This window comes from Pseudobdellovibrionaceae bacterium, assembly GCA_023898385.1.
Taxonomy (GTDB): domain Bacteria; phylum Bdellovibrionota; class Bdellovibrionia; order Bdellovibrionales; family UBA1609.
This window is the reverse complement of sequence record CP060220.1, coordinates 2236577-2257936: the sequence shown is the minus strand read 5'-3', so window position 1 is coordinate 2257936 and position 21360 is coordinate 2236577. Positions and strand designations below refer to the sequence as shown.

Annotated in this window: 26 protein-coding genes; 11 read left to right on the top strand and 15 right to left on the bottom strand. The window is 45.2% G+C overall.

Features of this window, described 5'->3' with window-relative positions:
• Window positions 1-39 precede the first annotated feature (39 nt).
• A complete protein-coding gene (locus tag H6626_10225) occupies window positions 40-678 on the top strand; it encodes a hypothetical protein (GenBank protein ID USN46588.1) in 639 nt (212 codons plus the stop codon).
• Window positions 679-700: 22 nt separating this feature from the next.
• On the opposite strand, the gene astB is transcribed toward H6626_10225, so the two are convergent.
• The gene (gene astB / locus H6626_10220) at window positions 701-2056 is read right to left on the bottom strand and encodes an N-succinylarginine dihydrolase (GenBank protein ID USN48999.1); all 1356 of its coding nucleotides are present in this window, start codon (window positions 2054-2056) and stop codon (window positions 701-703) included.
• A 126-nt stretch (window positions 2057-2182) separates the two neighbouring features.
• Between astB and H6626_10215 the strand changes: the two genes are divergently transcribed.
• Window positions 2183-2659 (top strand): HNH endonuclease, encoded by a 477-nt coding sequence (locus tag H6626_10215; GenBank protein USN46587.1) that lies wholly within the window; start codon window positions 2183-2185, stop codon window positions 2657-2659.
• Here the strand turns inward: H6626_10215 and H6626_10210 are convergent.
• The 5 genes from H6626_10210 to H6626_10190 all read right to left on the bottom strand — a co-directional run bounded on the left by H6626_10210 (window position 2656) and on the right by H6626_10190 (window position 5980).
• Entirely contained in the window at window positions 2656-2949 is a 294-nt protein-coding gene (locus H6626_10210) for an RNA-binding protein (GenBank protein USN46586.1), read from the bottom strand. The two genes, H6626_10215 and H6626_10210, sit on opposite strands and share 4 nt — an antisense overlap.
• 115 nt (window positions 2950-3064) lie before the next feature.
• Window positions 3065-4036 (bottom strand): HD domain-containing protein, encoded by a 972-nt coding sequence (locus H6626_10205; GenBank protein ID USN46585.1) that lies wholly within the window; start codon window positions 4034-4036, stop codon window positions 3065-3067.
• Window positions 4037-4231: 195 nt separating this feature from the next.
• A complete protein-coding gene (locus H6626_10200) occupies window positions 4232-4876 on the bottom strand; it encodes an iron-containing redox enzyme family protein (protein USN46584.1) in 645 nt (214 codons plus the stop codon).
• Between the two features lie 11 nt (window positions 4877-4887).
• Window positions 4888-5586 (bottom strand): hypothetical protein, encoded by a 699-nt coding sequence (locus H6626_10195; protein USN46583.1) that lies wholly within the window; start codon window positions 5584-5586, stop codon window positions 4888-4890.
• A gap of 94 nt (window positions 5587-5680) precedes the next feature.
• A complete protein-coding gene (locus H6626_10190) occupies window positions 5681-5980 on the bottom strand; it encodes a helix-turn-helix transcriptional regulator (GenBank protein USN46582.1) in 300 nt (99 codons plus the stop codon).
• A gap of 419 nt (window positions 5981-6399) precedes the next feature.
• Here H6626_10190 and H6626_10185 point away from each other — a divergent pair, with 419 nt between their 5' ends.
• A complete protein-coding gene (locus H6626_10185; GenBank protein ID USN46581.1) occupies window positions 6400-6924 on the top strand; it encodes a hypothetical protein in 525 nt (174 codons plus the stop codon).
• A 16-nt stretch (window positions 6925-6940) separates the two neighbouring features.
• Here H6626_10185 and H6626_10180 read toward each other — a convergent pair whose 3' ends face one another.
• Complete coding sequence (locus H6626_10180; GenBank protein ID USN46580.1) at window positions 6941-7408, bottom strand: low molecular weight phosphotyrosine protein phosphatase; 468 nt, start codon at window positions 7406-7408, stop codon at window positions 6941-6943.
• Between the two features lie 15 nt (window positions 7409-7423).
• Complete coding sequence (locus H6626_10175; protein ID USN46579.1) at window positions 7424-8443, bottom strand: hypothetical protein; 1020 nt, start codon at window positions 8441-8443, stop codon at window positions 7424-7426.
• Between the two features lie 205 nt (window positions 8444-8648).
• Between H6626_10175 and H6626_10170 the strand changes: the two genes are divergently transcribed.
• Window positions 8649-9215: a nitroreductase gene (locus H6626_10170; GenBank protein ID USN46578.1), complete on the top strand. Its 567-nt coding sequence runs from the start codon at window positions 8649-8651 to the stop codon at window positions 9213-9215.
• Window positions 9216-9224: 9 nt separating this feature from the next.
• On the opposite strand, the gene H6626_10165 is transcribed toward H6626_10170, so the two are convergent.
• Window positions 9225-9401 (bottom strand): hypothetical protein, encoded by a 177-nt coding sequence (locus H6626_10165; protein USN46577.1) that lies wholly within the window; start codon window positions 9399-9401, stop codon window positions 9225-9227.
• 265 nt (window positions 9402-9666) lie between these two features.
• Between H6626_10165 and H6626_10160 the strand changes: the two genes are divergently transcribed.
• Window positions 9667-10356 carry an esterase gene (locus H6626_10160; protein ID USN46576.1) on the top strand — a complete coding sequence of 230 codons (690 nt, stop codon included), beginning with the start codon at window positions 9667-9669 and terminating at the stop codon, window positions 10354-10356.
• On the opposite strand, the gene H6626_10155 is transcribed toward H6626_10160, so the two are convergent.
• From H6626_10155 to H6626_10140, 4 genes are all read right to left on the bottom strand, one after another.
• Window positions 10344-10631 carry a DUF4156 domain-containing protein gene (locus H6626_10155; protein ID USN46575.1) on the bottom strand — a complete coding sequence of 96 codons (288 nt, stop codon included), beginning with the start codon at window positions 10629-10631 and terminating at the stop codon, window positions 10344-10346. The genes H6626_10160 and H6626_10155 overlap by 13 nt on opposite strands.
• A gap of 10 nt (window positions 10632-10641) precedes the next feature.
• The gene (locus tag H6626_10150) at window positions 10642-11772 is read right to left on the bottom strand and encodes a DUF3187 family protein (GenBank protein USN46574.1); all 1131 of its coding nucleotides are present in this window, start codon (window positions 11770-11772) and stop codon (window positions 10642-10644) included.
• Window positions 11773-11924: 152 nt separating this feature from the next.
• Complete coding sequence (locus H6626_10145) at window positions 11925-13136, bottom strand: ferredoxin--NADP reductase (protein ID USN46573.1); 1212 nt, start codon at window positions 13134-13136, stop codon at window positions 11925-11927.
• The gene (locus H6626_10140) at window positions 13133-13987 is read right to left on the bottom strand and encodes a diaminopimelate epimerase (GenBank protein ID USN46572.1); all 855 of its coding nucleotides are present in this window, start codon (window positions 13985-13987) and stop codon (window positions 13133-13135) included. Before H6626_10140 ends, H6626_10145 begins: the two co-directional genes overlap by 4 nt.
• Window positions 13988-14138: 151 nt before the next feature.
• Between H6626_10140 and H6626_10135 the strand changes: the two genes are divergently transcribed.
• Entirely contained in the window at window positions 14139-14618 is a 480-nt protein-coding gene (locus H6626_10135; protein USN46571.1) for a hypothetical protein, read from the top strand.
• On the opposite strand, the gene H6626_10130 is transcribed toward H6626_10135, so the two are convergent.
• Together H6626_10130 and lexA are read right to left on the bottom strand one after the other, a co-directional pair.
• Complete coding sequence (locus tag H6626_10130) at window positions 14601-14996, bottom strand: hypothetical protein (GenBank protein ID USN46570.1); 396 nt, start codon at window positions 14994-14996, stop codon at window positions 14601-14603. The two genes, H6626_10135 and H6626_10130, sit on opposite strands and share 18 nt — an antisense overlap.
• A gap of 37 nt (window positions 14997-15033) precedes the next feature.
• On the bottom strand, window positions 15034-15813 hold the full coding sequence (lexA, locus tag H6626_10125; protein USN46569.1) for a repressor LexA: 780 nt from the start codon (window positions 15811-15813) through the stop codon (window positions 15034-15036).
• Between the two features lie 221 nt (window positions 15814-16034).
• Here lexA and ung point away from each other — a divergent pair, with 221 nt between their 5' ends.
• The 5 genes from ung to H6626_10100 all read left to right on the top strand — a co-directional run bounded on the left by ung (window position 16035) and on the right by H6626_10100 (window position 21350).
• On the top strand, window positions 16035-16724 hold the full coding sequence (gene ung, locus H6626_10120) for a uracil-DNA glycosylase (protein USN46568.1): 690 nt from the start codon (window positions 16035-16037) through the stop codon (window positions 16722-16724).
• Between the two features lie 109 nt (window positions 16725-16833).
• Window positions 16834-18420, top strand: a complete 1587-nt coding sequence (locus H6626_10115) for an ABC transporter substrate-binding protein (GenBank protein USN48998.1) — start codon at window positions 16834-16836, stop codon at window positions 18418-18420.
• A gap of 3 nt (window positions 18421-18423) precedes the next feature.
• The gene (locus tag H6626_10110; protein ID USN46567.1) at window positions 18424-19431 is read left to right on the top strand and encodes an ABC transporter permease; all 1008 of its coding nucleotides are present in this window, start codon (window positions 18424-18426) and stop codon (window positions 19429-19431) included.
• A gap of 4 nt (window positions 19432-19435) precedes the next feature.
• Window positions 19436-20287 carry an ABC transporter permease subunit gene (locus H6626_10105; protein ID USN46566.1) on the top strand — a complete coding sequence of 284 codons (852 nt, stop codon included), beginning with the start codon at window positions 19436-19438 and terminating at the stop codon, window positions 20285-20287.
• A 1-nt stretch (window position 20288) separates the two neighbouring features.
• Window positions 20289-21350, top strand: a complete 1062-nt coding sequence (locus tag H6626_10100; protein USN46565.1) for a 3-dehydroquinate synthase — start codon at window positions 20289-20291, stop codon at window positions 21348-21350.
• Window positions 21351-21360 lie beyond the last annotated feature (10 nt).

Here is a 21360-nt window from a genome sequence, read left to right as displayed (position 1 = left end):
TAAAGGGGAATATTCAATAATAAGACAAAGGTTAGGGTTGTGACGATCAATGAACCGGTAACTGTAGTAACGAACTGGATGATCACTGGAGTATCATGGGTATTGGCCGTGCGTCTTTGGCGGCAGCTGAAAGGTTCAGCCCGAGTCATTCCTGGCCGAAAGTGGGCTTTGGCGCTTTTATTTTTAGGTATGGCCTCACTGTTTGGAGGGCTCCATCATGGCCTGGACACGTCCGTCCGCCCAGTGGGTCTCGGTGGCGGCGATCTTTTTTGGCAATTAACAATGTTGTCGATAGGCTTGGTATCTTATCTGATTGTGACGGGAACGGGTCAAGCGGTGTTGCCTGAAAAATGGTGGCCGCTTTTGTTAATAGTTTCCACAGTGAAGTTGATTGCCTATGTGATGCTGGCTCTGCCCGAGGGAGCTTTTTATCTTGCCATTTTGGATTACGCATCGGCCATGGTCTTGGTGGTTTTATTTTCTGGCATTGGGTTTTGGCAAAGTCGATTGCGGGCCGCCCCTTGGATGGTCATGGGAGTGACTATCAGCTTTGTCGCCGCGGGGATTCAGCAAAGTGGGTGGGGCTTGCACCAACATTTCAACCACAACGATGTTTATCATACCATTCAAATTTTTGGTGTGTTTTGTTTTTACCGAGGAGCCCAGCGCTTTTATTAAGGCGCCCTTACTTATGGCCGCCTTAATGAGTGTTTACCCGTTGAAAGGGATAAACAGAACCGAGGTTCAAAATTTGAGTGAGTTCGTCGAGGGCAGCTCTTGATTCTAGCATGAGATGGGGGTCTGATAAATCATTGGGGTCCAAGTGATCGCGATAATGGTGATTGACCCACTTGACCAGTCGATCATAAAGCGAAGAGCTTAAGAGCGTGTTTTGATTGACGCCAGCTATTTCGTTTTCATTCATGGCTACTCGTAGTCTTAGGCAAGCCGGCCCGCCACCATTTTGCATGCTTTCTTTTACATCAAAAATCTTTACGTATTTAATAGGGTTATTCACTTGAATCACATTCTGCAGAAATGACCACACACGATCATTATTCTTACATTCTTCTGGGGCGATGATGGCCATTTCGCCTTCAGACAAAGACACGATTTGGCTATTGAACAAATACGACTGAACTGCATCTTCAACGGTCACTTCATTTGATGGAACAAGAATGGGGTAGAAGGCGCTTTGCTTAAAAAAAGCACTCAATTGGTCGACCAACTGGATGCTGTCGAGAAAGGCCTCTTCATGATAGAGTAGAACATTTTCGTTTCCTACCGAAATTACGTCGTTATGGAACACCCCTTTGTCGATGACCTCAGGATTTTGTTGAGCAAACACCACCTGATGAGGTCGAATATTGTGCAGCCGGGCCACTGCTTGCGAGGCCTCTAGAGTTTGTCGGGCAGGAAACTTTTTAGGTCCAGCTGCGGATTCATCAAAAGCCTTTCTGCCATAAACAAAGATTTCTAACCCCGATTGTGAGTAATCGGTGCAAAGCCTTGTATGATTGGCAGCTCCTTCGTCGCCAAAATGAGAACACGCCGGAAGTAGGTCGTGATGAGAAAAATGATTTTCATCAACAAAGGTGGCTTTTAAAATTCTCTGTGTGGTTTTGGGCTCAATGGAACGGTGAAATTTGCTATTTAAATTAGCTGGAGTAATGTGAACTTTACCGTCGGTTGTATCGGGGCTAGGTGAAATTGTCGCAGCATTGGCCGTCCACATACTGGATGCCGAATAACAAGCAGCAAGAATGTCGGGGGCCTTTTTAAAGGCCATTTCTATGATCTGGTTGTCTGTGCCTGAAAAGCCCAGTTGTTTGAGTGTCTGTATATCTGGTCGGTCATGAGGGGCAAGAACGCCTTGCACCAAGCCCATGTCGAAAAGGGCTTTCATCTTTGTAAGACCTTGTAAGGCAGCCGCTTTCGGAAAAGAGCGCAATTTAGCATGGTGCACTGATGCCACGTTGCCAAGAGAGAGGCCAGCATAGTTGTGAGTAGGGCCAACTAATCCGTCGAAATTGGCTTCAACAGCTGATCTGGTGATTGTCACGGCGCACCTTTTCCTTTCTAAACAGCTTCTAACGGAAAACCAGACCAAAGACTGATTTACAACTTAGGTCTATATCATACAATTCATCAGAGTAACCAGTTTCGTTTGAAGGGGTGGAGAATGAAACTTAGCCTGATCGCAATTGCGTTTCAATTTATATTGTTGTCTTCAAGTTGGTCTTTTCCGTTGAAACCAAACCCAGAAATTACACCCGGCGATATATGTTCAAAAGCTGACCCCGATTATGAACGACTTCGTTACTCTCAGAAAATTGCCTATTGCCGGCGAAATGTCAGCACGTCGGTAAAGACAAAAATTTATCAAACTTACGACGTCAATTTGAAGTGTCGCCATAACTTCACCATCGATCATTTTATTCCTTTGTCCATTGGCGGGAATAATTCAGATGAAAATCTTTGGCCAGAACATAAGGCTATAAAAGAGCTTCGGCTTCAGTTGGAGCAAGAGGTTTTTGAGGCGGTTCGTGAAGGTCGGATGACTCAAGATGAAGCCATCGACATAATTATTGAAGAAAAAATGAATCCACCAGTAGCGTACACACTAATGATGGCGGGTTGCCCTAAACGGCTTCCCTAAAATCGAATTCGACCAAATCCATTTTTAGCTGGTCGCGGTACATGGGGTTTTGCAAAAGACACATTAAGCGAGCGACCATTAAAGTCGATTCCATTAAGTGCTTCCACAGCTTTTTCCGCATCCTCGGCCACTTGCATCTCTACAAACCCAAAACCTTTGCTTCGACCAGTCACCTTATCCACGATAACTTGAGCTGATTTTACTTCGCCCACTTTTCCGTTGAATAAAGTTTTTAGTTCTTCACCATCAGTAGAATATGGCAAATTTCCAACGTATATTCGTTTTCCCATAACGACACCCCTTATCCATGATGATTGATGTTTCTAGCATAGACGCAGAACGGATCGGGGACTAGCAGTTTTGAAATTTACATGTAATTTTAGGATGTTACAAATCGTTACATGACTAAGAGTCTAGTTTGGAAAACCACTTTTCCAAGTTCTCCCAATATAATTCAGGGAACAATTGTCGCTCTTTATATTTTAAATATTTAACAGCTTCACGGATGTTTCGATCGGCCAGTGGAGATTTTTTATCAAGAATCAAATGGGTGATTTGATCAGCAAAATTCACTGTCCGGGCCATTGGGTAGATATCGCCATTAGTAAGACCTCTGGGAAAACCGTTGCCGTCAGGTGACTCGTGGTGATCCCGCACAATCAGAGCGATCTCGCGGGCCTGAGGTTGGGCGTGTTGTATTAAATTGTACCCAATTTCTGGGTGAGATTTGTACTCTTCAAGCTGCTCAGGCGTAAAATCAGAGGTTTCAATCTCTGCAATTTCTGGGGAGAGTTTCACAAACCCAATGTCATGAACAAGGCCACCTATGGCCAATATATTTAGTGATCGGATGGACGTCCATTGCAGAGCGTGCCCCATAATCGTCGATAAAAAACTCGTAAAAATAGAATGCCGATATTGCTTGCGGCTCACATTGGTCAATTCGCTATAAATGTCACTAAGACTGGTGAGTTCTTGGGAGAGATCTTTAATCGCAGAGCACACCTCTTGAACATGGTTATAAGCTTCGTCAGTGAGCCCAAGGGCATAAATCTCATCAAGAACGGCCTCTGCCGCTCGGCAGGCCACAAATGCTTTGTTTCGAGTGGGTATTACCGGACCTCGAACCAGGGTTCTGGCAATTTGCACACAATTTTTAACATGCACCCCAATGTCAGAGGTGTTGATGTAAACAAACTGAACTTCTTTATTTTCGTAGTTGCGGAGGCGCTTAATGTCGTAGTCGTCACCTTTTTTTACGATTTTTATGTATTTTTTCTCACGGATCAACAAATACAGGTCCACGTGGGCTACACGACCACCAAAAAATGTGTCTATGGAAATGGGAAACATATCAGGTTCAAGTGTCATTGACATAAATAATATTTGTTTAATTGCGTTTGGTCAAGTTGGGTCCGATATTCTTTTGATACTATTATGGCTGCATTAATAAGTCTAAGCTCTAAACTGTATTCTCGTCTAGGTGGGGATTTTCACACACTCATCTCTTCATTGAAAACCAAGGCTGGAATTCCAATTTTCGCGGGTGTCCGGCTCAATGAAGCTTCTATCCTAGGCCGCAGATCCCGCGGCCTCAATGTTCACTTCATTTTGAATTTCCTTTAACATCAACTCGTAGCCTTCCACGGCATTTCGAAAATTGTGAATGACCAGTTGCATTTCGTCATCGTTGAGTTGACTGATCTCTTGAAGAGCCTTTTCAATGTGGTCCACGTCTTCTGCTGCATGAAGGCGTAAAAATGCGCCGGATTTGGGCGAAAAGGCGCGAGATACCTGTTCATAGATGTCTGGTCCGGCCTCAATGGCCAATCCTTCCAGTAACAAAATGTAACCAAAAAACGCCACCGGATTTACATGTTCAATCCAATAGTACTGAGATTGATAGAAACCTGCTGTAACACCGAGTTCACGGAAATGATTTAAATCAAAGTCGAGGTTTTTCAAATCGTTGGCGGCCAGTCGCTCATGGCCCCACTCTTCTTTTGCATGCTCCACAAACCGCCTTCTTAAACCTTCGAGATCTAAAGGCAGGCGGGAGCTGGCTAAGGTCACGAGGCGAGTTGAGTGTCGAACAAAGTGGTAGGTTTGAGTCAGCCACAGGCCATAGAATTCTCGGTTGCTCCAAGGCAACTCATTTGAAATTTTACAAATGCGTTCGACAGATTCTCGGTACAGTTTGTTAAGGGAATTGGACATGTTTTTCTCCTTTAGGCGGCAAGTGGAAGGGGTTTACTTGATGTATTCGCATCGTTGATAAAATCAATTCTTTGATTCCAGAGATGATTAACCAGCGATTGTGTATTTTTATCGGGATGATCATGGGCGTCTTCGGCGCGACTGAGCATGAGCGAACACTCATAGTCATATCGCCAAATGCCGGGTTGAATGGGGGTGCCACCAAAGTTTTGCCCCATTTTATCCACATGCATATCTTGGCGAGCAATTCCCAGTGTGCAGTCCTGCTGGCTTTCTTTCATAATCTTAAATCCGAGGCCCACCATGATTTCACCAAATGAAAATCCACTTTTGGATTTTCGATAAGAGGGATTGACGCTGAGATACTCCATAGTCATGACATGCTTCAGATTTTCTTTTTCCAAGTAGCCCCAGGTGCTCTTTGTAAAATCAGAAAAATAGGGGTTTTCTCGGGCCGCTACACTGCTAAAATTAAAAAATGTGTAAAGGTGAAGAGCCACGATATCGTTATTGTTTATTATAGCTGCCACTCGATTCTGTCGAATAAAATGATCTGGGTTTACCGAGGCCTGGGGATCACGAGATCTCAGAACATCAGTGAACATTTGATGCCAAAATTCATAAATTCGATTGTGAAGATTAAGAAATGGAGGGGTGCCAGAAAACTTGGCGGGCATAATCAAATAACTTAGTGAGTTCAAATCGATCATCTACGGCCACCTTTAAAGTGAACTAAATCAGTTTATAAATTGAAACTGTTTATTATTTCGGGCAGAGGGCAGATAACTTGAGTCGAGTTTTGGTCTAGGCTTGGCGGCGTCGGCTGGTTCGCCTGGATTTTGCGGCCTTCACCTTGAGAGAGTTTTCTAGTTGGTTTCTGGTTGCATCCAGGATCAGGTCAATGAGCTCTTGGGGATTGATTTTGAACAAATCAGTGATCGTCTTGAGAGCTTCAAGGGGTGGAGATGACAGGCCTCGCTCCCAATTGGAAACAAACTGGGCTGAGCCATAACCCAGGCGCTCTGCCACCTCTTTTTGACTGAGGTCTGCGGCCAGACGCTTTTCTCTTAGATAGTCTCCTAAGAGTTGTTTCTTTTCAGACATGGTTTGCATCTCCTGACAGAATCCCAGGCCCAGCGGGCCTTTTCAACTATCTATTCAAGAAAAGTGCCGAAATTGTGGCCAATACGTCATATTTTAGCTAATTTCAGGGGAGCCAGGGATGGCATAGATGTGGCAATGGTGTTAAATAGAAATTGTTGACCATAAAGAGGTTGAAACATGTATGAAACAATTAGGACATTGTCTGATTCCTCCCAATTAATTGAGGACCAGCGACAATTTGCGTTGAGAGCGGCCGAAATTTGTCAGATTGCCGGGGGCGATAAGCTTCGAATTCAACCCTATACGAGTCCCCAACTGCCTTGGTTTTCGGCTTTGCCAGCAGATCTCCGGCATCAAATTCTTAGTCAAATGGGTATTTTTTTCAAATTTGCAGTGAGGCGATCAGTGAAGGCAAGTCGGTGATGAGCTCCACTCAGCTCTCCTGGCACGCCCTGAAGAGGTTTTCCCTGCGGCCACCCTCAGATCTTTTTTCTTACATAGCTGATGAAGATTTGGTGGAGATTTATACGCTTGATAATCTACAGATTTTTCGAAGTATGAGTTTTTTTGATCTTTGTAGTTATTCGCTAGAAGATCTGTACTGTCGGCCTTGGTACAGTCTGTTTTATCGGGATGAGGGGATTACCCAACAAATTGGAGCCGAGGCTGTTCGCGCGTTCAGCGGACAGGAAACAGGAGTATTTGTTCCCAATGTGGCTGATCACATGCTCAAAGAGTTGGATTCCCCCTTTAAGCACGAAGTCGAAATTCAGTACAAAGTGATGGCTCCACTATACAATTCGTCGGGTAAAATTGCGGCAGGATTGGTTGTTGAGAAAGCTAAAGTGGTTAACCGCCCTAAAGAGAGTGATAAAGAAAGATTACTAGAGGCGTATTACCAATCGCAAAATGTTGATTTTGCAAACAAAGTGGCCACAGAATAAAGAGGTCCCTTGAGTTTTAAGGTTTTTTCAATTTTTCGGTGAGCTGCTCGCAGCCGTCTTCAAGTATATCCATCACAAGTTCAAAACCTTGTTCTCCGCCAGCATAAGGATCGGGGACTTCATCGATTTCGTGAATGCGGCAGAAATCCACCATCTTATAGAGTTTTTTAGCGTAAGTACCTTTTGGGTCCATTTCGGTAATGTGAGCGTAATTGGACTCATCCATGGTGATAATGTAGTCGAATTGCTCGAAGTCGGCTTCTGGGCGAAAGGGCCTCGATAAACTCGTCAGCTCATAGCCCCGTTTTTTTGCAAAAAATTGCATCCGACCATCGGCGGGATCCCCTTCGTGATAGGCGGAGGTGCCGGCGGAATCCACCATTACATCGTTGATATTCGCATCAGCTAACATTTTTTTTAGCACACCTTCGGCCGCCGGTGAGCGGCAGATGTTGCCAAGGCACACAAATAAAACTCTCTTCATCGTCTGCAAATCTCACTATTTAATTGTTATTTGATAGGTGAGCTCAGTATTTCCACCGATGAGCAAGCCTACTTTATAAACACCTTTTTGGCTAGGTACTTTGACGACAGATTGATCTTGCGCCTCAAGCAATTTGCCATCGGGAAACTTGATTTTCCATTGATACCGAAGGCCTTCGCCGTCTTCTGATAGGGGGTGATGGGCTTTGAACTCGATATAGTCCGCTTGGGTTGTGCTCGTAATCGATGACTCTTGTTCAAGAGAGCGGGTGATCTTTGACATTGTTCGTCCACGGGCTTGTTCGCCAAAAAACTGCTTGTCCTTTTCAAAGCTTCGCCAATCACAATGAACGTGCTTTTCATAAATTTGATAATAGGAGGCACCGTAGTCCAAGCAAAGCTCGGCCAATTCATTGAGAGAGATCTTTTTTGGGATAAGATCCACAGCGTCGCCAAAGGTGTGTCGGGACCATGTGGCAGCGCCAGGAATTGCGGAGTTGTATCCCGGAGAGCGGTATCCACTGGTCACCATCAAGGGGTGACCCATGGCTTCACGTATTAGTTGTAGCTGCTTCACCGCCAACGCGGAGAACACGGCAAAGGCGCCTTTTTCAGTGCTCATAAATTCACCTAACTGAAAATAGGGAGAAAGCCAAAGACGTGGGTCTATGTTTGACAATGTCAGTAGGCGAGAGGGAGCTGAATAAATTGAAGGGTCAAAGCGAGAGGGAAACGATGGGTCTTCGAGGGGATCTCGATATTCGTAATCCAAAGATTCTTTTTGAATTTCAACTAAGGGCAATGAAGGTAGGCAGTCCGGGTTGTGGTTCAAAAAGGAATAAGAAATGCAATCATCCGATGGACTTGTTGAATCGTTGCTTTTTTCTCCATCTGGCCACTTCGGAAGCGTTTCATCTGAGGGTGAATTGGACAGCGAAGAAGACGAGCTTTCAATGGGTTCAAAGGTGGAGCCATCGCAACGGGCAACGAGAATGGCTAATAGGACCAAAGAGAAAAAGGCGATGTTTTTGTTCATGCCCCCTATTTTCAGATGACCTTATTTTCACAACAAGGCCAGGTGACGGGGATCTTGCCTAAAAACCAGTGTGGCTTTGAAATTCCGGACGTGTGGATAGATGGCTATAAGCAAATATTTTTGATGACAATAGAATAATTGCGACCAATATTGATTTTCGAAAAGCATTTTGTTCGACCTAGAGGTTTTCAGTCGAGGAGTGGCTATGAGTCGACCTTTAAAAGAGATTATTTTTGAACGCAGAACGGTCCACAATTATAAATCGGAGCCGATACCTCGGGCGATTTTAGAAGAAGCTCTTGCATGCGCCATCCAGGCTCCTAATCACCATTTGACGGCTCCATGGAGATTCACTGTACTTGGAAGCGAATCTCGAAAAAAAATCATTGAGTTGGCTTGCGCTGCAAATGAAGCCAAAAAGGGAAGTGAACTTTCAAAGCCAGAAAAAATAGCTGTGGAAAAAAAGTTTTCTGATCCCGGTGCGATCGTAGTAGTGAGTTGCATGAGGTCGGATGATAGCCTGCAAAGTAGAGAGGATTACGCATCGGTAAGTTGTGCCATTCAAAATTTGTCATTATTTTTGTGGAGCGAGGGCTATGGAAGTAAGTGGGGCTCTGGCGCATTGACCCGGATGGATAAAACTTACGATATTTTTGGAATCAATCAGGAAAAAGAGGAAATCATAGGTTTTATCTACGCAGGCGTGCCCGAGCGCGTGCCGCGGGCACCCGAGCGCCCATCTGTTGATAGTGTTAGTCGCTGGATTGATTGATTCGAATGGTTATCGAATTCGAACATGTGAAGTTTTTGGCCGACTCTGCTTTCTCATGTAAACGATTGCAGCACCACAGCCGAGCAACAACAAAGACGAAACCAGTCCCACTCGATTATCGTGACTCAATGGTAACGTGGCCAAAGCCAAAAAGATAAAGACATAAGGTTTGATTGCGTAAATCATAACTTCCCCTCAATTAATTATTTATTATTCAGGCCATCGACGGGAATTTACGAGAACTAGGCTTACTTATATTTTAGCAAATGGGCCTCATGGATATCCACGAAAAAAATGTAACCAGCTAATATTGTTAGAGAAATGAAGAATTACTGGACAACTGTTTAAGGTTTATCGGGTAAGGTCTAAATCGTTGCGATTTGAGGGAATTGCGCCTAATTTGAAAATCTCATTTTGAGACGCCGGTAACAGGCGATATTTGGAGTTCAAGATGAAACTAGAAAAAATAGGTCCTCTTGATGCGTTGGTCAGGCATGGTCAAAGCCCGTCAACTTGTGTGGTTTTGTTTCATGGATACGGTGCTGATGCGGCCGACTTAGCCCCGTTGGCAAATTTTCTTGATCGTGACAATTCTTTGTCTTGGGTGTTTCCAAATGGCCCTCGAGAAGTGTCAGTTGGCATGGGAATGATGGGGAGGGCTTGGTTTCAAATAGACATGGAATCGTGGCAAAAAGCAATGCTGACAGGTGAACCGCGAGACCTCACCAACTGGGAGCCCGAAGGATTATCAGCTGCGGTCAATAAAGCATCGAGTTTGCTTCAAACGCTAACGAGCTCTTTTGACCGGGTTATAGTTGGGGGGTTCAGCCAAGGTGCGATGCTTTCAACAGAAATTTCTTTAACAACTTCCATAGAGCCAAAGGCCCTTGTTTTGTTGTCGTCAGGTCCCATTCACTATTCTATTTGGCAAAGTCAAATTGTTGATCGGAAGAAGGCCCCCGTTTTTCAAAGTCACGGCAAACACGATGAAGTGTTATCTTATGGTGGCGCCCAAAAAGTTTATGATCTGTTTAAGCGATCAGGATGGCCAGTGGAATTCACCTCATTTAATGGAGGACACGAGATTCCACCGCAAGTGCTAAACAGTCTACAGAAGTTCCTAAAGACTCACGGGCACTGATAGGCGATGCCGGTGACCGTCGTGCCAGTGTCAGAATATTGCTTCACCACAACGTAGTTTGCCCCCTTGTTGGCGGCTTCTTGCTTGAGGTCAGCTAGGGCCTGCTCTCGGGTTCCTTTAGCCGAGCCCACAGTGCCTTTAATGGGTCCCAACTCTTTACAGTCATCGTCGGCAGGTTTGCGGCTTGTTGTTACATCTTTGGCTTCAGGTAATACCGATTGCGAAGCACAGCCAAAAACAAATATGGAAGCTAAAACAAGTAAGATGGATTTCATAAATATTCCTTTAGAAGCTAAAAGCGTATTGCAGCGCAACTCCTACGTCGGGGGCGTTGGTCACGTAGGTGTCATCGCCATTTTCATCATAAGTTCCAGGCCCCCAGTCCTCTAGGAACAACATATTAAGCTGACTATTGGTGGATCGGTAGCGAAATCCCAAACTTTGTGACCCGCGCCAATGAATGAGGCTATTCCACCCAGAAGCCATTCGATGCAAAATAAATTCTTTTTCAGATGCGGTGGAGTCCACAATGGCCAACTGATTGCCATCAAACAGTGGGGACTCCATTCTTATTTGCATTAGAAAGCCCCAGTTTTTGTCTATGGCAAAGTCATAGGACATCTCATGCATTTGCGGCCAGTCATTACGAGGCCAATCTTCAAATAGAATGTTTTCCCCCAAATGGGTGACAGAAGAGGTCCACCAAAAAGCGCTGGCCGATCCCATGGGAATGCCCAAATGCATCATGAAGGTGTAGTCAAAAGTTCCGGAGGTCCAAGCACTTGGGGTGGTTGTTGTCGGGGCCTTCACGTGAAAAGAAGTGGCGAAGCCACAGGGACAGGAGCCTTTGGTTTTTCCGAGATTTTTCCACCACCAAATTTTTAACTTGGTTTTGAAATTTCCAGAGCCCTCGTTATATGAGCCAGGCACAATCTGCTCTTCTCCATTTTTCGTAATGGAAAAATTCATTTGATTGGTGGAATAGAATTCTCTGTTGTAGCGATCGCTGTTGATCAATAGGTGAAAGGCGTCGATCATGTGGTCGAGACCACCTCCGGCTCTATAGGCATAGGGTAACTCGAAAGAGAGCCCAATTTTTGGCGTGATAGCGCCTCCAATTTCTAAATTCCCATAGGATTGTTCATAGTCAGCAGTGTAGGTGAGTGTGTCACCGGTTTTTAGGTTTTCCATAGTAAAAGGGGCGTTCCAAATGTTGGCGTGGCTCATTTCATAAACAAGCCAAAAGTTATTGTCCCAGCCAGGGACCTCGCCAGGAGGAAGCATGTGCATGCCACCGATGGGATGGGCCACTCGGTAGCTGGTAGGAACCACAGCAAAGGAGTTCTCGCCAAAAAATAAGGCAAACCCCACGAAGGCCAGTAAGATAAATCGATGCAGTTTCTGTGTTGATATCATTACTTAGGCTAATCGGTAGGGAGGTAATGAGTCTTAACAGCAAGAGGCTGCAACTTTAAAATTTTTTAGAGAAAAAAGATTTTTGATATCTTGTTTAAAATCTGTAGCGAGCGATAAGGCTTGGCGACCAATGGCCATAGGGTAGTTCGCGTTTAAACTTCATCAAAATCCACTCGCACTATTTTAGTCAGAGGTCGAGCCTGGCAGGTTAGAATCTCACCGGCAGCGATAGCTTCATCTGTCAAAATGCCTGGATCGTCTTGATAGACTCGACCTTCCTTGAGTTTTGCAAGACAGGCCATGCATGTGCCTGCCAAGCAAGAATAGGGAGGGTTATGACCCGCCTCTAGAAGAGTTTCCGTAATTGATAGTTTGGGGTCTTTGTACTCCAAGTTCAAGGTCTGGCCATCAAGTTCAACCACAAGGGTCTCTGCAGTTTCATCCTCTACATTTGAGTCAGCGGTGATCACGGTTAAGTCTTCCTCTTTGCTGAAACCCTTTTGTAGATGGCCTTTTTCGCTAGTGGTGAAAGATTCAACATGTATATGGCCAGGATCAACGGAAAGATCTTTTAGCGTTTGGCCAATGACTTCCATGAGGCCATCGGGGCCACAGATGTAATATTCGCTACTCTCAATATCATTTACCACTCGGGCATGGCGACAATTCTGTAAAAGAGTCTCTAGATTGTTCCTGGAAAGTCGACCATGTAAATGGTGGCTTGTTGCAACAGCCTCAACTTTATCGATAATCAGTGCCTTTAGGTTTTCATCATCGATAAAGACCGTTCTTAGGGCTTCACCCTCAGGCTTGGAATAAATATAGTAAATTTCTAGCTGCGAAATGTATTGAGCCTCTAGATCTGAGAGAGCTTGTTTGAAAATGACCTGGGAGTCAGACCGACTAGCATAAAGCAAGGTGATCAATGTGTCGCGTTCACTGGCAAGCACATGCTTGAGCATCGAAAATAAAGGTGTGATCCCACTGCCACCTGCAAGCAGAAAAATATGTCGATTTTTCGGACCGCCTTTTTCTAAGACAAAATTTCCAGCAGGTGGAGAAGCTATTAATATTTGGCCCTCTTTAAGCTGTTCCACCATAAAAGTCGAAACACGCCCGCCCTCCACTTTTTTTACAGTGATCTGAAGGAGATCAGGATCTTCATCGGGCGTCGAGGCTAGCGAGTAACTCCGAGTGAGAGACTCTCCATGTATATCCATTTTCACAGAAATGAATTGTCCTGGTTTATATTTAAAACGAGAAATTTCATTTTGTGGAACTTGTAGAAAAAAAGACTTACAGTCAGTAGTCTCTTCGACGATCTCGACAATTTTTAATGGTACAAATGCGTTTATCGCACTCATGCCGTCCCTCCGATAGCTGCCAAAAATTCAGATGAGACTTTGCAATCCGCCACAAAGGCAGCCTGGCCTGAGAGAATTGGCGTTGGTCCGGATAAATCAACTGCCAACTCACCTCCCGGTACGCGAACAAAAACTTTTGTTGGTGCTGCTGGATTCCACTGCGAAAATGCAAAAGCTGCCGCCACGGCACCGGTGCCGCAAGCCAAAGTGAAATCTTCAACACCACGCTCAAAACTAGCGCTTCCTACTGTGTTATTGTCCACCGGCCAAACTAAAGTGACATTGGTTCCAGCGGGTTGAAAATCTTTATGATGACGAATTTCTGCAGCCTGCTTCTGCCAATTCTCTAGCTCAGGGGGACTTTCCAGGTGAATCACAAAATGAGGCACTCCCGAATTCACTGATAACCATCTCAATGACATTTTTTGAAGTAGTGACTGGCCAGATGTAATGGGCGACATGGTCACCGCAACAGATTGGTCTTCGTGCACTTGTGTCTCGATGATCCCTGCTACCGTATTAAATCGAATGGGATTGCCATAACCACATCGCTCATGGGCATACCGCCCCACACAACGGGCGGCGTTCCCACACATTTCAGCATGAGATCCATCGGCGTTAAAGAAATCCCATTTAAAATGAACTTTTGAAACAGAAGTGTCAGACTCTAAAAACAATAATCCATCGGCGCCAATACCCCGGTGCCTGTCACATAAAGCTTTAGCAAGGTGGTTTCGGCCAATTTTTTTTATCAATCCGATGATTTCGGCGTTGAGAACCGCATCTCTGATGTCAACTATCAAAAAATCGTTACCGGTCCCATTCATTTTTGTACAAACTAGATTTGACATGGCGCTAAATCTATTCGGTTTTTGATTTGAGAGCAAGCCCCTCGATCTAAATCTAGGTTGAGTCCAGTAAGGATTGAGTCCTAATAATCCAAGATCGTAGAATGAAGAAATGGCCGAAGAGGTCTTAGATCAAGAGAGTAGGGAGTTCTGTATGTCCACATTGGCGCGCTATCGAAAACGAGGAGGATTTAAGCAACTATTGCACCTCGTTGAAACATCAGTAGAAAAAAAGCGTGAAAACCTACTGCGGGTGATTGAGGCTGAAGATCATTATTGGGCCGAGTGCATCAGAGAGCGCATGCTTACCATTGAGAAAGTGCTATCTTGGGAGGCCGAACCGCTTGAGAGAATCATGTCAGAATTCTCTGAAGAGGTGTGGGTAAAATGTCTATTTGCCCTTCCAGAAACAGAGCGGCAGCCGACCCTGGAAAAAGTAACTCAATTTAAATCCAGTGCTCAGCAAAAACATGTCGCCGAGGCCATGAACGATGCAACCCCCACATCTGGAGAAGTAGAGGCCGCAGGTCTCATGGTGATTAAAAAAGTTCGGCAGCTTCAGGGGTCAGGCGATTTTCGGCCGGAGCAATTTGATCCAAAATTAGCAATCAGTGATTTAGACAACTTCGTGTAACTGCCACGGGGTTACAGCTCGAAACGTAGATTTTGGTATTAACTGTAATTCGAAATGAGTGATTGGATTTGATAAATCAATCTTCGAAAGCTGATTTTCAATTAAATCCAAATAGTCGTTGAAATCCACTTCGTAATGGGGCGCAGAGATTTCAAGAAAATGAGTCTTTCCTTCGTATTCACAGCTGAGCTTAAGGTAAATCTTGTCCACGTTTTTCTTTTTTCTAGAAAGATAGGAAAACTGTCGCTTCATTTCTTTTTCAATGGCGTGAATCAAAAATGGCAGAAGTGAAACAGGAAAGCGAAGCTTCTGTTTTGCTGATTTCGTTGTGGAAGACAAAGAGGCCAGTGGCGACAAGGCCGTAAAAATGGGTAACATAGAAGACTCCTTTGATTGGGGGTACAAAAAATTCTCATCAAAACTTGCGAATCAAACCCACGACAACTCCTGAAATTTCTACTTTTTCTGGGGCGTACCAAAACGAATCCATGGACGTATTTGCGGGCCGAAGCTCCACTTGTGGCTGCGAGAGGTCTTCAAGGCCCGAGTCGTCACCCAAAACCTTTTGTCCCAATTTAAATTGTCGTTGATTGGGGGAGTGAAAATAAAATCGTTTCACAGTGGCTTCGTTGTCCACAATAGCCACAACAATTTCTCCATTTTGGGCCACTCTCTGTTCTTGAACCAAAATGATATCGCCATCGAAGATGCCATCATCAATCATAGATTGTCCTTCGACTTTAAGGGCATAACTTTTACTCGGGTTTCGCAAAAGCGAAACGGGAACATCGATAAACTCGTCATCTTCCAAAGCTTCAATGGGCAGTCCCGCGGCCACTCGCCCCAATAGAGGTAAAGTGTGAGACTCCCTCTGGCCAGGAGGTCCAGAGGGAGTCTCGGTTTCAACATGGGGATCAGCATTATGCTGGGGTTGAATTTGTTCCATAGAATTTTGTAAGGCGGTTGCAGGCTGAAGAAGGGATATGGCCCGTTTTTGGTTGTCGCCAGCCACGGAGATATATTGTTTGCGTTGTAACTGCTTTAAGTACCGTTGAACGGAATTAAAAGACGCAAATCCGAAATGATCTTTTATTTCTCTGTAAGTGGGGGCGAAACCTCTTTGACACAGATAGTCTTGGATGTATTCCAAAACATGTTTCTCTTTCGGCGTGAGCGACATTGGCGTTAATGACATGGAGGTTCCTCTTGGTGAGTAGGCTTCGTAAAAGCAAGATTATGTGTAAAAAAAGTGTAAGTCAAGTGTAGTAAAAGTGTAAGTTGGCTGAAGGTCTAGGTTTTAATTTGCCCCCGGGGCTGGTCGGTCTTCCAATCATGCAGTAATGCTAGTTGATTCTGTTCACTTCAATAAGTCCCATGGTCGCAAACCCCAATATGTATCAACGAAGGAGCGTGGGGATGGATCTGCAAAAAATCAAACTTGAGCCTGGTTGGAAAAAGGCCCTTCAGGGTGAATTTTCAAAGGGCTATATGTCAAATCTGAAGCAGTTTTTGGTTGGCGAGTACAACAAGAAAAAGGTGATCTATCCAAAGGGTAACGAGTATTTTTCAGCCTTTGACCACACTCCACTGGATAAGGTGAAAGTGGTGATCATTGGGCAGGATCCTTACCACGGACCCAATCAGGCCCACGGCCTGTGTTTTTCAGTGCGTGAAACAATGCCGATTCCGCCCTCTTTAAAGAATATCTACAAAGAGTTGGAAAGTGATTTGGCTGTGCCCCCGGCCCAACATGGTTGCCTCACTTCATGGGCTGATCAGGGCGTGCTATTGCTCAATGCTACACTGACAGTGGAGGCTGGCCGTGCGGGCTCACATCAAAACAAAGGGTGGGAGGCTTTTACTGATGCGGTCATCCATTATTTAAATTCGAATAAGGAGCATCTTGTATTTGTGCTTTGGGGAAGCTATGCGCAGAAAAAGGGGAGTTTTATCGATTCCCAGCGCCATTTGGTCATAAAGTCGGCTCACCCCTCCCCCTTGTCGGCGTATCGAGGCTTCTTTGGCAGCAAACCCTTTTCGAAGATCAATGCCTATTTAAAAAAACACGGTAAAACGCCCATTCAATGGGATCTTAGCGGGCCCTAATGGGCAACAGCCGCAATTGTAAGATTGAAAATCCACGGTTGTTGCTGTATGTCAGATTGAATCATCGATATTTTCGGGGAGTAGAGAAGTGACAGATAAGTTACGTTATATGTTTGTAATTTCAGTGCCTTTCTTGCTGTGGACGTGCGACCCCGTTTTTGCGGCCAAATCAAAAACCTTTGTTTATTGCACGGAAGCCAGCCCGAAGATCTTCAATCCGCAGATGGCAACAGACGGCCCCACCTTCAACGCCAGTGCTCAAACTGTATATAATCGTTTGGTCGATTTTAAACGAGGCACTACAGAGGTGATCCCTTCGTTGGCAGAGTCTTGGACAGTTTCACAAGATGGCCTCACCTACACATTTGATTTGAGAAAAGATGTGAAGTTTCATTCCATTGAAAACTATACGCCCCAACGTAACTTCAATGCCGAGGATGTTATTTTTACGATAGATCGTATGCGACAGAAATCGCACCCCTATCATCAAGTCAACGGTGGAGTTTACGAGTATTTCTCCGCTATGGAGATGGACAAAATTATTAAGGACATCAAAAAAATTGGTGATTACAGAGTGCAGTTTGTTTTAAGTCGGCCAGAGGCTCCGTTTCTTGCGAATTTGGCAATGGATTTTGCGAGTATATTGTCGGCGGAGTATGGGACTTTCTTGCTAAAAAAAGGACGGGCAGAAGATCTTGATACAACGCCGGTGGGTACGGGACCATTTGTTTTTCAGCGCTATGTGAAAGACAGTATGATTCGATACAAGGCTCACCCCGATTATTTTTTGGGAAAAGCTAAAATTGATAAGCTAGTTTTTAGCATCACACCTGACCCCACTGTAAGATATCAAAAGTTAAAACGGGGTGAGTGTCATTTTGCTGCAGAACCATCTCCCACAGATGTGGCGGCTATGGAGAGTGACCCAAACATCAAAGTTTTGCATCAACCAGGGTTGAATGTGGCCTACCTTGCAATAAACACGGAAAAGCCCCCGTTTAACGACGTCAGAGTGCGCCGCGCTTTGTACCATGCGCTCAACCGCAAGGCCTACATAGATGCGATTTATTTGGGGCATGGTGAAGTGGCTAAAAACCCGATGCCACCAACCATGTGGGGATACAATGAAAATACAAAGGGCTATGACTACAATCCCGACCAGGCCAAATCTCTACTGAAGCAAGCCGGTTTGGCAAAAGGTTTTGAGGTGGAGCTGTGGACGCTACCGGTCTCTCGCCCATATAATCCCAACGGTAAAAAATTGGGTGAGTTAATGCAGTCGGATTTGGCGAAGGTAGGAATAAAGGCCAAGCCAGTGACCTACAAGTTTGCCACTTATTTAGATAAAGCAAGTAAAGGCGAGCACACATTGGCGCAGTTGGGTTGGAGTGGCGATAACGGTGATCCAGATAATTTTTTAAATATGCTATTAAGTTGTGCGGGAGTTAAAGCCGGTAGCAACATGTCTCGATGGTGCAATAAAAAGTACACTGATCTTGTTAACCAAGCCAAGCAAACCAGTGATCCCAGTCGTCGGGCGGCGTTGTATAAAAAAGCCCAAGAGCTTTTTAATACCGAGGTCCCATGGGTTCCAATTGCCCATTCGGTGGTGTTTAAGGCCATGGGCAAAAATGTTTCTGGATATACGTTGAGTCCGCTGGGAACTGAAAATTTTTACGGCGTGGATGTCAACTAGACGATGTGGCGAATTCTTGGCCGACGTCTATTCGTAGCAATTCCAACTTTGTTAGGTGTGACTATTGTTGCCTTTGCGATGATTCGCCTTGTGCCTGGGGATCCTGTACAGGTGATGTTGGGCGAACGTGGGGCTTCACCGGAAGTTTATGAAGAACTGAGAGAAAAGTTGGGCCTTAATAGGCCTTTGTTGAGTCAGTACTTTTCGTTTGTTAAAAATGCCGCTGTTGGCGACCTTGGTGTTTCAATAATTTCTAAGGAGCCTGTATTAGACGAATTTCTAAGCCGCTTCCCCGCCACGGTGGAGCTGGGTTTATTGGGAATTTTCTTTGCCGTTATTTTAGGAATCCCTTTGGGCCTGATTGCTGCCGCAAAAAGAAAAACATTTCTGGATTATTTTTTCATGGGATCTGCTTTGGTGGGTTATTCCATGCCCATTTTTTGGTGGGGCTTGATTTTGATTTTGGTTTTTTCGGTGCAGTTGCAGTGGACACCTGTGTCGGGCCGGTTGAGTCCGTTTTTTGATGTGGAGCCGGTGACGGGCTTCATGATGATTGATGTTTGGTATTCAGAAGAGGGTTGGGAGGCGTTTAAAAGTGCCCTTTCCCATTTGATGTTGCCAGCGATAGCCTTGGGTACAATACCGCTTGCAGCCATTGCTCGGATGACTCGGTCGAGTTTGCTTGAAGTCATGCGCGAAGATTACATGAGAACGGCCAAGGCCAAGGGATTGAGTGCTTATAAAGTGATTGTGAAGCATGGATTGAGAAATGCGCTAATGCCCATTATCACCGTTGTCGGGTTAATGGTGGGGACAATTCTCACTGGCGCCATACTTACGGAAACGATTTTTTCATGGCCGGGAATTGGTAAGTGGCTTGTCAACAGTGTGGATGCTCGTGATTACCCAGTGATTCAAGGTGGTGTGTTGTTGACAGCCGTTATTATCGTAGCGGTGAATCTCATAGTGGACCTTATTTATCATATTGTTAATCCACTTTTAAGAAAGTGATTGCATGAGCGCTTTGTGGAAACGATTAATCAGTAATCGCGGATCACTCCTAGGTTTAGTGATTTTGATCGCATTTGTGGTGGTGGCGCTGGCAGCGCCTTGGCTTTCACCGTCCACACCCGAAGCCGTACATGAAGAAGCTCTCAAAATACCTCCGGTTTGGGCCAATGGAGGCAGCATGGCTTTTCCGTTGGGCACCGATGACCTGGGCCGAGACCTTTTGAGTCGACTCATTTACGGGGCACGAGTGTCTCTCGGGGTAGGGGTGTTGGTGGTGTTTTTGTCGCTCCTTTTGGGCGGCACATTGGGGGTCATTGCCGGCTATTTTGGTGGTTGGGTGGATTCGTTCATTATGAGAATGGTAGATATCTTAATGTCCATTCCCACAATTTTGCTGGCCATAGTTGTGGTTGCGGTATTGGGACCCAGCCTGATTAATGGTGTTATTGCCGTAAGTATTGTGGGCCTGCCTGGATTTATTCGAATTGTCAGGGCGGCCGTTTTAGCTGAAAAAGCCAAGCCCTATGTGGATGCCGCCGTGGGTTTTGGGGCTAGTCATTGGAGAGTGGCGGCAAAGAACATTGTTCCCAATTGTATGGCTCCGATAATCGTTCAAGCTACGTTAAGTTTCAGTGATGGGATTTTGAACGTTGCAGCCTTGGGTTTTCTTGGCTTGGGTGCGCAGCCGCCCACACCTGAATGGGGGGTTATGTTGGCTGATAGCAGGGCCTATATTGAATCAGCACCATGGCTCGTGACATTGCCGGGAGTTTGTATTTTAATCGTGGTGCTGTCCTTTAATATTTTAGGGGACGGATTGCGAGATGCATTAGATCCAAAGCTGCGTGGACAATAGTATGACCAACAAGTTTCAAACACCTGTTTTTTTTCAACATAAGCTGCCCCTTTTATCAGAGATAAAGAGTCTGCCATCAATGCGAACGGTGGACGATCTCGTTCTCGTGTATGATCGAAAATTAGAAAAGCTTAATCCCTTCAAGCTTTGGAAGGAACAGTTTTCAACCCGCTATCCAGTCAATGCTGGCGAAGAGTTAAAATCTCTGTCCGAGTTTTCCGAGCACATGAACAAATTGTCTGAACTCACAAAGGGGTGTTCTCCTCGGCGATTGGGAGTGATTGCTGTGGGTGGAACCTCGGTCGGTGATTTTGCGGGTTTTGTGGCAAGTGTTTTAAAACGAGGAGTGAATCTTGTTCATATCCCCACAACGTGGGGCGCGGCGCTTGACTCGGCCATTGTGGGCAATACTTCTTTAAATGTGGGATCCTTGAAAAATCACATAGGCACTTTTTATCCCGCAAACGGTGTGTACATTGTGAGCCTACTCCTATCTTCTGCACCTCCGAAAAATGTAGCCTCTGCCTCTGTAGAGGTGATGAAGATGGGGCTTGTGGCCGGAGGAGCCCTTTTTGAAAAGCTAGGCCGATCAACACTTGAGGGCGTACATCTACTTTGGGATTGCATTCCTGACGTGGTGGCGGCGAAACAAGCCGTTGTAGGGGAGGATCCCTTCGATACAAATGGCAAGCGGCAGCTCCTTAATCTTGGGCATACATTTGGGCATGTGGTTGAAGATTATTTCAATTGGTCCCATGGCGTTTCAGTGGGGTTTGGCATTCGTTTCATGCTCGAATGGAGCGTACAACGTGGGTTTATGCATGAAACAAAAAAATCTGAGATTTTGAAAATAGCCGAACGCCTTTGGCCAAAAGAAATCAATGAAAAGCACAAGGCCATGCCGAAAAAGGAGCTGATCGCTCGACTGATTTTAGATAAAAAATCAGAAGGCGAAGGATCAATTCATTTCATATTCATGAGGTCACCTGGTGAACTGATGAGAGAACAGGTGAAGATCCTTAATCTGGTCGATGAGGCCCATCGACAGGGTTGGGTAAAATAGTCACTTTCTG

Excerpts from the sequence above, each read along its gene's own strand:
- H6626_10175 (USN46579.1), bottom strand. The coding sequence starts at position 8,443 with ATGAACAAAAACATCGCCTTTTTCTCTTTGGTCCTATTAGCCATTCTC.
- ung (USN46568.1), top strand. The coding sequence starts at position 16,035 with ATGGATCTGCAAAAAATCAAACTTGAGCCTGGTTGGAAAAAGGCCCTT.
- H6626_10105 (USN46566.1), top strand. The coding sequence starts at position 19,436 with ATGAGCGCTTTGTGGAAACGATTAATCAGTAATCGCGGATCACTCCTA.
- H6626_10190 (USN46582.1), bottom strand. The coding sequence starts at position 5,980 with ATGTCTGAAAAGAAACAACTCTTAGGAGACTATCTAAGAGAAAAGCGT.
- H6626_10100 (USN46565.1), top strand. The coding sequence starts at position 20,289 with ATGACCAACAAGTTTCAAACACCTGTTTTTTTTCAACATAAGCTGCCC.
- H6626_10195 (USN46583.1), bottom strand. The coding sequence starts at position 5,586 with ATGATCGATTTGAACTCACTAAGTTATTTGATTATGCCCGCCAAGTTT.
- H6626_10170 (USN46578.1), top strand. The coding sequence starts at position 8,649 with ATGAGTCGACCTTTAAAAGAGATTATTTTTGAACGCAGAACGGTCCAC.
- lexA (USN46569.1), bottom strand. The coding sequence starts at position 15,813 with ATGTCATTAACGCCAATGTCGCTCACGCCGAAAGAGAAACATGTTTTG.
- H6626_10140 (USN46572.1), bottom strand. The coding sequence starts at position 13,987 with ATGTCAAATCTAGTTTGTACAAAAATGAATGGGACCGGTAACGATTTT.
- H6626_10180 (USN46580.1), bottom strand. The coding sequence starts at position 7,408 with ATGAAGAGAGTTTTATTTGTGTGCCTTGGCAACATCTGCCGCTCACCG.
- H6626_10145 (USN46573.1), bottom strand. The coding sequence starts at position 13,136 with ATGAGTGCGATAAACGCATTTGTACCATTAAAAATTGTCGAGATCGTC.
- H6626_10200 (USN46584.1), bottom strand. The coding sequence starts at position 4,876 with ATGTCCAATTCCCTTAACAAACTGTACCGAGAATCTGTCGAACGCATT.
- H6626_10115 (USN48998.1), top strand. The coding sequence starts at position 16,834 with ATGTTTGTAATTTCAGTGCCTTTCTTGCTGTGGACGTGCGACCCCGTT.
- H6626_10160 (USN46576.1), top strand. The coding sequence starts at position 9,667 with ATGAAACTAGAAAAAATAGGTCCTCTTGATGCGTTGGTCAGGCATGGT.
- H6626_10215 (USN46587.1), top strand. The coding sequence starts at position 2,183 with ATGAAACTTAGCCTGATCGCAATTGCGTTTCAATTTATATTGTTGTCT.
- H6626_10205 (USN46585.1), bottom strand. The coding sequence starts at position 4,036 with ATGTCAATGACACTTGAACCTGATATGTTTCCCATTTCCATAGACACA.
- H6626_10210 (USN46586.1), bottom strand. The coding sequence starts at position 2,949 with ATGGGAAAACGAATATACGTTGGAAATTTGCCATATTCTACTGATGGT.
- H6626_10165 (USN46577.1), bottom strand. The coding sequence starts at position 9,401 with ATGATTTACGCAATCAAACCTTATGTCTTTATCTTTTTGGCTTTGGCC.
- H6626_10135 (USN46571.1), top strand. The coding sequence starts at position 14,139 with ATGTCCACATTGGCGCGCTATCGAAAACGAGGAGGATTTAAGCAACTA.
- H6626_10155 (USN46575.1), bottom strand. The coding sequence starts at position 10,631 with ATGAAATCCATCTTACTTGTTTTAGCTTCCATATTTGTTTTTGGCTGT.
- H6626_10130 (USN46570.1), bottom strand. The coding sequence starts at position 14,996 with ATGTTACCCATTTTTACGGCCTTGTCGCCACTGGCCTCTTTGTCTTCC.
- H6626_10150 (USN46574.1), bottom strand. The coding sequence starts at position 11,772 with ATGATATCAACACAGAAACTGCATCGATTTATCTTACTGGCCTTCGTG.
- H6626_10110 (USN46567.1), top strand. The coding sequence starts at position 18,424 with ATGTGGCGAATTCTTGGCCGACGTCTATTCGTAGCAATTCCAACTTTG.